The 7,474-nt window shown below is 53.9% G+C and carries 7 protein-coding genes; 6 read left to right on the top strand and 1 reads right to left on the bottom strand.

Annotated features, from left to right (window positions below; genetic code table 11):
- Positions 1-35: 35 nt before the first annotated feature.
- Positions 36-1,106 (bottom strand): hypothetical protein, encoded by a 1,071-nt coding sequence (locus A918_RS0106610; RefSeq protein ID WP_028233472.1) that lies wholly within the window; start codon positions 1,104-1,106, stop codon positions 36-38.
- A 344-nt stretch (positions 1,107-1,450) separates the two neighbouring features.
- Between A918_RS0106610 and ppaT the strand changes: the two genes are divergently transcribed.
- The 6 genes from ppaT to A918_RS0106575 all read left to right on the top strand — a co-directional run.
- The gene (ppaT, locus tag A918_RS19685; RefSeq protein ID WP_022710297.1) at positions 1,451-2,560 is read left to right on the top strand and encodes a pyridoxamine--pyruvate transaminase; all 1,110 of its coding nucleotides are present in this window, start codon (positions 1,451-1,453) and stop codon (positions 2,558-2,560) included.
- Between the two features lie 24 nt (positions 2,561-2,584).
- The gene (locus tag A918_RS0106595; RefSeq protein ID WP_022710296.1) at positions 2,585-4,228 is read left to right on the top strand and encodes an ABC transporter substrate-binding protein; all 1,644 of its coding nucleotides are present in this window, start codon (positions 2,585-2,587) and stop codon (positions 4,226-4,228) included.
- Positions 4,229-5,206, top strand: a complete 978-nt coding sequence (locus tag A918_RS0106590) for an ABC transporter permease (protein WP_028233471.1) — start codon at positions 4,229-4,231, stop codon at positions 5,204-5,206.
- Positions 5,203-6,033: an ABC transporter permease gene (locus A918_RS0106585; protein ID WP_022710294.1), complete on the top strand. Its 831-nt coding sequence runs from the start codon at positions 5,203-5,205 to the stop codon at positions 6,031-6,033. Before A918_RS0106590 ends, A918_RS0106585 begins: the two co-directional genes overlap by 4 nt.
- Entirely contained in the window at positions 6,026-6,820 is a 795-nt protein-coding gene (locus A918_RS0106580; protein WP_022710293.1) for an ABC transporter ATP-binding protein, read from the top strand. The genes A918_RS0106585 and A918_RS0106580 overlap by 8 nt, the downstream gene beginning before the upstream one ends.
- On the top strand, positions 6,817-7,474 hold a 658-nt coding region (locus A918_RS0106575; RefSeq protein ID WP_022710292.1), incomplete at its 3' end, for an ABC transporter ATP-binding protein. The genes A918_RS0106580 and A918_RS0106575, both read left to right, overlap by 4 nt.

The raw sequence follows: 7,474 nt of genomic DNA, 5'->3' as shown, positions 1-7,474 counted from the left end.
ACAGAAAGTTCTGCGCGGGGCTTTTCTATATCCAGTTATTTTGCGCTGTCCGTCTGAGGCGCTTCCTGCCACTTGTCCCAGCCGGTCAGAATGGTTTGTGCATAGGCTTTGCCGACGCGATAGGCATTGGTGGTCGCCAGTTTAAAGCCGCCGGATTCTGATTTCAGCGATTCCAGAGCGGTCTGATCTTCGCCCTGACGGTCAAAATTCGATGCAGTACGCAGCAATGCAATACGGTCGAAATCCAGTTTGCCAGCTTCGGATGCACGTTTCAGTGCCGTCAGAGTAGCATTATCTTCCATCTGCGAGGTGCAATAGGTGGCTTTGCCGTCAGTCAGCAGTTCGACCCATTTTTCCATGAACAGCGCCATTTTAATGCCGTGCCAATAGGTGTCGCTGGAGAGCGTATCGCACATGCTGACAATCGGTGCGCCGGTTGCAATATCGCCCTTGTAATGTTTGCGATAGGCTTTCGCGCCATCACCATCCAGCAGTTCCACATCCTTGGTCACGCTGAAAGCATAATCTGTGAGTTTGGCATTCAGAGCATAAACTTCTGTACCTGCTGACCATTTGGCTTTTTCGGTCGGATTGCTGGCGCCAAGGGCGAAAGAGCCGGTTTCCCATGTATCCGGCACTTCGCTCTGATCGATGCGGTGGTTGAGGTCGGCATCAACGGCGAATTTTGCCCAGTGAGCAGAGCCGAGAGTGCCGTGTTTCGGATCAACACCGGCAATACCGGCAATCAGAAAATAGGTTTTGGAGAGATCGAATTTCTCGCTGAGTGCCATGGCGGAGACCGAGCTTGCCGCATTGGCAAAACCCATGGCGGTTGTCATGTGACACAGACCTTCGTCAGTGCAGTCAACATTCGGATATTCCGGATTAAGACCGGCCAGCTTGATCTGCTGCGTGAATTTCTCGCCCTCAGCCCAAGGTTTGGCTTCCTGACCGAACATGGTGATGACCATGACTTTCGGTGCGATTTTAGCTGTATCCTGCGCCAGCGCCGGAGCAGCCAGTGCGGCAGAAAATGTAATAGCGGTAAGAGCGGAGGCAGAGAGGAGAAGAGCGCGCAATTCTGAATACCTTCGATGATATGACATTGGTCAGTTTCATCCGTGGTGACAGGTGCGTTGCGATCATGGCTGATCAGACTTTACCTGCTGGCCGGAAAGAAACTGATCTTGCGTCTTGTACGCGATCTGCTTTGAGAGCGAAACCGGAATCTCTGCCGGAAACTTGTCGCAAGTCTGTTTGTCACAGGCAGAAGCGAGCTTCTGTGATTGCACGATCTTCTTTGCCTGCAGAAAAGAATACAGTGGGATATTTCATCTCTGCTCGTAAAAAGAAATCATATTCCAATAATTGCTGATCGTGGAAAATTATCCCTCTTGGAGATGGGGGAAACCGCTCCTATGATGCTGTTTTTAAACTGGTCAATGATCCCATGCTGCAAGTGCCTGCCTATATGCTCACAACCGGTCCGGTACCGGCCTATCCGGAAGTTCTTCGGGCGTTAGGGCAGCCGGTTTTGTATGATTATACGGATGCATTTCAGGTATTTTATCAAAGCGTGATTGAGAAGCTGGCGCAGGTCATGCGTACCGGCAATCAACCGGTGATTATGCAGGGTGAAGCCATTCTCGGTATTGAGGCGGCAGCTGCGGGTCTGATCGCCCGTCAGGATGTGGTGCTTAATCTTGTCTCCGGCGTTTATGGCAAAGGCTTTGGTCCGTGGGCAACGCACTATGGCCGTGAAGTCATTGAACTGGCAGTGGATTATGATGATGTGATTGATCCGCAGGCTGTAGAGACCATGCTGCAAAAACGCCCTGACATCAGTATTATTGCCGTTTGCCATCACGATACGCCTTCGGGCACGCTCAATCCTTTGGCGGAGATCGGTGCCATTGCCGCGCGTCATGGTGCTTTTCTGATTGTCGATGCGGTCTCATCTTTTGGCGGCATGGATGTGCATCCTGAAGCCGTGCATGCGGATATTTTCATTACCTCTCCGTCAAAATGTCTGGGCAGTACACCGGGTCTGACGCTGGCGGCAGTGAGTGATCGTGCATGGCAAAAAATGGCGGCGAACCCTGATGCACCACGGGCATCATTCCTGAGTCTTTTGGACTGGAAAGAAGCATGGCGCGCAGGCAATGCTTTTCCGGTAACGCCGTCTGTTGCAGAAATTTATGCTCTCAATACCGCGCTTGATCTCTATCTTACAGAAGGTGCAGAAAATGTCTGGGCGCGTCATGCACAAACTGCGCAAATCGCCCGTGAAGGTGTCAAAGCATTGGGGCTGGATTTATGGTCGCGTCAGGAGGCCACTGCGGCACCGACTGCGACAGTGTTCAAAGTACCGGATGGCATCAGCGATGTGGCTTTGCGCGATCAGATGCTGCGCGACTATGATGTGCTGGTATCGCTTGGCCGCAAGGATACGGCTGGCAAGGTTTTGCGTATCGGTCATATGGGGGCATCAGCGCAACCGGAATTTGCGGCAAAGGCTGTTGAGGCTTTGGCCGGTGCATTGAAAAAGCTTAAGATTTAAGCGGTTACAGAGGGACAGAGTATTATGACAAGATTGACGCTTAACCGACGTGCTCTGCTGGCGGGAACTGCCGGTGTAGCGGCTCTTTCTGTTCTGCCGCGTTTTGCTTTCGCACAAACGGCTGAAAAACAGGCCTCCGTTGAGCCGGTGCGCGGTGGTCGTCTGGTTGTGGCCGCGGATAGCGAACCGGCCAATCTTAATCCGGCAATTGTCGCCTCAAACGGCGTTTTCTATGTGGCGAGCAAGGTTATCGAGACTTTGGCCGAGCAGTCTTATGTTGATGCGCAGCATCCGGATGGTTTGAAGCCGCTGCTGGCCACCAGCTGGGAAGGCTCGGCAGACGGGTTGTCGGCCACGTTCAAACTGCGCGAAGGTGTGACATGGCATGACGGCAAGCCGCTCACCTCTGCCGATGTGGCTTTCTCGGCGCTGGAAGTCTGGAAGAAACTGCAAAATCTCGGCCGCTCGGTTTTCAAAAATCTGGAAAGCGTTGAGACACCGGACGAGCATACAGCTGTCTTCCGTTTCTCCGAACCGACACCGTTTCAGCTGATCCGCAACGCCTTGCCGGTCGTGACTTCAGTGCTACCGAAACATCTCTATGAAGGCACAGACATTGCCAAAAACCCGGCCAATGAGAAACTGGTAGGTACGGGGCCGTTTGTCTATGGCGATCATAAACCGGGTGAATATTATCTGCTGAAACGCAATGAAAATTATTGGGACAAACAAGCCCCTGCGCTGGATGAGATTGTCTATCAGGTGCTGCCGGATCGTGCATCTGCGGGTAATGCGCTGGAAGCCGATCAGATTCAGCTGGCTGCGTTCTCTGCCGTACCGCTGGCTGATCTTGAGCGGATTTCCAAAGTGCCGGGGCTGAAAGTCTATGCCAATGGCTATGAGGCACTGACCTATCAGCTCAGTGTGGAACTTAATCATCGTCGCAAAGAACTCGCTGACCTGAAAGTGCGCCAAGCTATCGCCCATGCGATTGACAAGGATTTTGTGGTCAAGACGATTTTCCTTGGTTATGCCAAGCCAGCGACAGGGCCAGTACCGGCTTTTGACAAGGTCTTCTATGCGCCGGATACGCAGCAATATGCTTTTGATATTGCCAAGGCTGAAAGCCTGCTGGATGAAGCTGGTTATAAAAAAGGCGCTGACGGTTTCCGCTTTAAGCTGAAGCTGCTGCCTGCACCATTCTTCAATGAGACCAAACAATTCGGCGATTATCTGCGTCAGGCTCTGGTGAAAATCGGCATTGATGCAGTGATTGTTGCCAATGATTCACCGGCACATCTCAAAGCGGTCTATACCGATCATGATTTTGATATAACGGTGGCAACGCCGGTTTACCGTTCTGATCCGGCAATCTCGACAACAGTGCTGTTTCAGAGTGACTTGCCTGCCGGGGCGCCATTCACCAATCAATATGGCTATAAGAATGAGGCGGTCGATGCACTGATTGCCAAGGGCGCAGTGACTTTGGACGATGGGCTACGTGCAGGCATCTATCAGGATTTGCAACGTCTGGTGGCAGAAGACCTGCCGCTGATCAATGTTGCAGATTTCTCGTTCATTACGGTTGCCAGCGAACGCGTGCAGAATGTCTCGGATAATCCGCGCTGGGCGGTGTCCGGCTGGGCGAATACCGGTTTGCAAGAGTAAATATCAGTGCCGTTTCTCCTCCGTCGTCTTGCCAGTATCCTTCCGGTTCTGGGCATTGTTCTGGTGGGTAGCTTCCTCATTCTTGAAGCTGCCCCCGGCGATGCTGTGGATGCTTATGTGGCGCAGATGGGCGGGGCGGATGCGCAGCAGCTTGAAGCTTTGCGCCAGTCATGGGGGTTGGATCAGGGGCCGTTGCAGCGGTTCTTTGCCTATGTCACGGCGCTGTTCTCTGGTGATTTCGGCTGGTCTTCGGCTTTTCAGCGTCCGGTGCTTGATGTTATTCTGGAGCGGCTTCCGGCAACATTATTGCTGATGGGCGTATCGACATTTCTGGCATTATTTGCCGGTTCTCTGCTTGGCATCGTGGCCGGTGCCAAACCGCATTCCAAACGTGACCGGTTGTTATCGCTGACTTCACTGGCGCTTTATGCCGTGCCGGGTTTCTGGCTGGGCTTGGTGCTGATCGTGATCTTCGGCGTAACATTGCGCTGGCTGCCAATCGGCGGGCTGGAAACCATTGCGTCCGGCAAAACAGGACTGGCCAGAGCTGCGGATATCAGCCGACATCTGATCTTGCCTGTTGCAGCGCTTTCCAGTGTCTATCTCACGCTTTATCTGCGGCTGATGCGTGATCGCATGGCTGATCTGCATCAGGAAATGTTCGTGCAGGCGCTCAAAGCGCGCGGAATTTCTTCGCGCCGCATCATCTGGCGGCACATTGCCCGTAATGCGGTTTTACCGGTGGTGACAATGTTAGGCCTGCAAGCCGGTGTGATGCTTGGCGGCAGTGTGGTGATTGAGAGTGTCTTTGCCATTCCGGGTTTCGGGCGCCTCGCGGCAGAAGCTGTTGCCAAACGCGATACGGCCTTGTTGCTTGGCGTTATTCTGTTTGGTGCTTTTGCGGTGATTATCGCCAATCTGCTGGTTGATCTGGCCTATGCGCGGCTTGATCCGCGGGTGCGGAGCCAGCGCCAATGACGTTTTTTCAGACTTTGGACAGACAGGGTAAGGCCGGTATTGGTCTTCTGATACTTTTAGGACTAATGGCGCTGTCTGCACCATTATTGTTTGCCGGTGATCCGCTGGCGATTGCCGGAGAACCGCTGATCCGGCCATTCACAAATTATGCCCATTGGCTCGGGACGGACCGGCTGGGGCGCGATGTGCTGGCAGGGCTGTTTCATGGCGCACGCACGACTTTGCTGGTGGCATTGAGTTCCGCCGCCGCTGCGCTGATTGCCGGTAGTCTGATCGGCACACTGGCTGGTTTTCTCGGCGGTTTTGCCGATAATGTGCTGATGCGGATCACTGAGGCGTTTCAGACTGTGCCGGGCTTTTTGCTGGCGCTGGCGATGATCAATGTGTTGGGACCAAGCATTCCGACACTGATTATTGCAATCAGCATCGGCAGCTGGACGCAGGCTGCGCGGGTGACACGGGCTGAAGTGCTGTCCTTACGTGAGCGCGATTTCGTCGCCGCTGCCCGCACGCTGGGGCAGGGGCCGTTCTCCATTGCTTTTCGGGAAATCCTGCCCAATGCCTTTGGGCCAGCTGCATCGCTGGCAGCCGTATCAGTTGCGGCGGCTATTCTGATTGAAGCCTCACTGGCCTTCTTAGGCTTTGGCGATCCGAACAGCGTGACATGGGGCACTATGATTGCCGAAGGACGCAGCGTGCTGCGCTCTGCTCCTTATCTTTCCATCATTCCGGGGCTGGCCTTGGTGGTCACCGTTCTTGCCGTGCATCTCACCGGACAGGCGCTGACGCGGCGCCCATCATCAGAGAGGGAGCGCAGCAATGTCTGAGGTCTTTCTTGTCGTACAGGATTTGACGGTTCGCTATGGTGTGCAAACTGTGCTGCACCCTGTTAGTTTTGAGCTAAAGCAAGGTGAAAGACTGGCGCTGATTGGTGAGAGTGGTTCCGGTAAAACCACATTGGCTATGGCAATTGCAGGTCTCTTAGCCGCCAGTGCTAAAACTGCTGGTTCAATTCACTTCCCGGCTTTAGCGCATGAGCCGCGTGCCGGTCGCGATATCGGCGTGGTATTTCAGGATCCTGACGGGTCGCTTGATCCGATGATGCGGGTGGGAGACCAGATTGCTGAAGTGATCGTCACGCATCTTAAAACTTCTTGGGATGAAGCACGTCAAAGAGCGGCAGAACTGATGCAGCAGGTGCAGATTGCGGACAGCCAGCAGCGCTTACGCAGCTATCCGCATGAATTTTCCGGCGGGCAGAAACAGCGTATTGCCATTGCCGCAGCTTTGGCTGCACAGCCGCAATTGCTGATCGCAGACGAGCCGACCAGTGCGCTGGACACGGTGGTACAAAATCATGTGGCACAATTGCTGGATGGTCTGGTTCGGGCGCAAGGGCTGACAATGCTGTTTGTGACTCATGATATCGCGCTGGCTTCACAACTGGCCGATAGAATTGCTGTGCTTTATCGCGGGCAGATGGTGGAACTCGGCACTGCTGAACAGGTGATCACCGCGCCGCAGCATGATTATACCAAAGCCTTGCTGGCAACCCATATCGGGCTGGACTGGGTGAAGCAGCCGCGTCTGCCTGAGATTGACGGTGCGCTATGAGCGAGGTTTTGCAGATTGCCGGTCTCAACAAGGCCTTTGGCAAAGACCCTTCAAAAGGTTTGAAAAATATCAATCTCACACTTCATGCCGGTGAGACACTGGCGCTAGTCGGGCGTTCCGGCTCTGGTAAAAGCACTTTGGCGCGATTGATCATGCGCCTGAACGAACCGGATAGCGGTAAGATCATTCTCAGCGGCACCGATATGACTGCTCTTCAGGGCAGTGCGTTACGGGAGAAGCGGGCTCAGTTCCAGATGGTGTTTCAGGACCCTTTGGGGGCTTTCAACCCACGCCATACGATCAGCCAGATTTTACAGGTGCCGCTGGTTTTGCATGGGAGTAAACAGAACACGAAGCAACAAATTGCTGAGGTGTTGCAACGGGTTGGTCTGACTGCGGATATGGCTGACCGCTACCCGCGTGAACTCTCCGGTGGTCAGCGTCAGCGTGTGGCGATTGCCCGCGCGCTGTTGTGCAAGCCCGATCTGATCGTACTGGATGAACCGGTATCGGCTTTGGACGTATCTGTGCGTGCGAAAATCCTTAATCTGCTGGCCGATTTACAGCGCGAAAATGGCATTGCCTATCTGTTTATATCGCATGATCTGGCACTGGTACGGGCTTTCTGTGACCGGATGCTGGTGTTGCATGAGG

Source organism: Pseudochrobactrum sp. AO18b, assembly GCF_000409565.1.
Taxonomy (GTDB): domain Bacteria; phylum Pseudomonadota; class Alphaproteobacteria; order Rhizobiales; family Rhizobiaceae; genus Pseudochrobactrum; species Pseudochrobactrum saccharolyticum.
The sequence above is the reverse complement of the archived record's forward strand: the minus strand, read 5'-3'. Positions and strand labels throughout refer to the sequence as shown.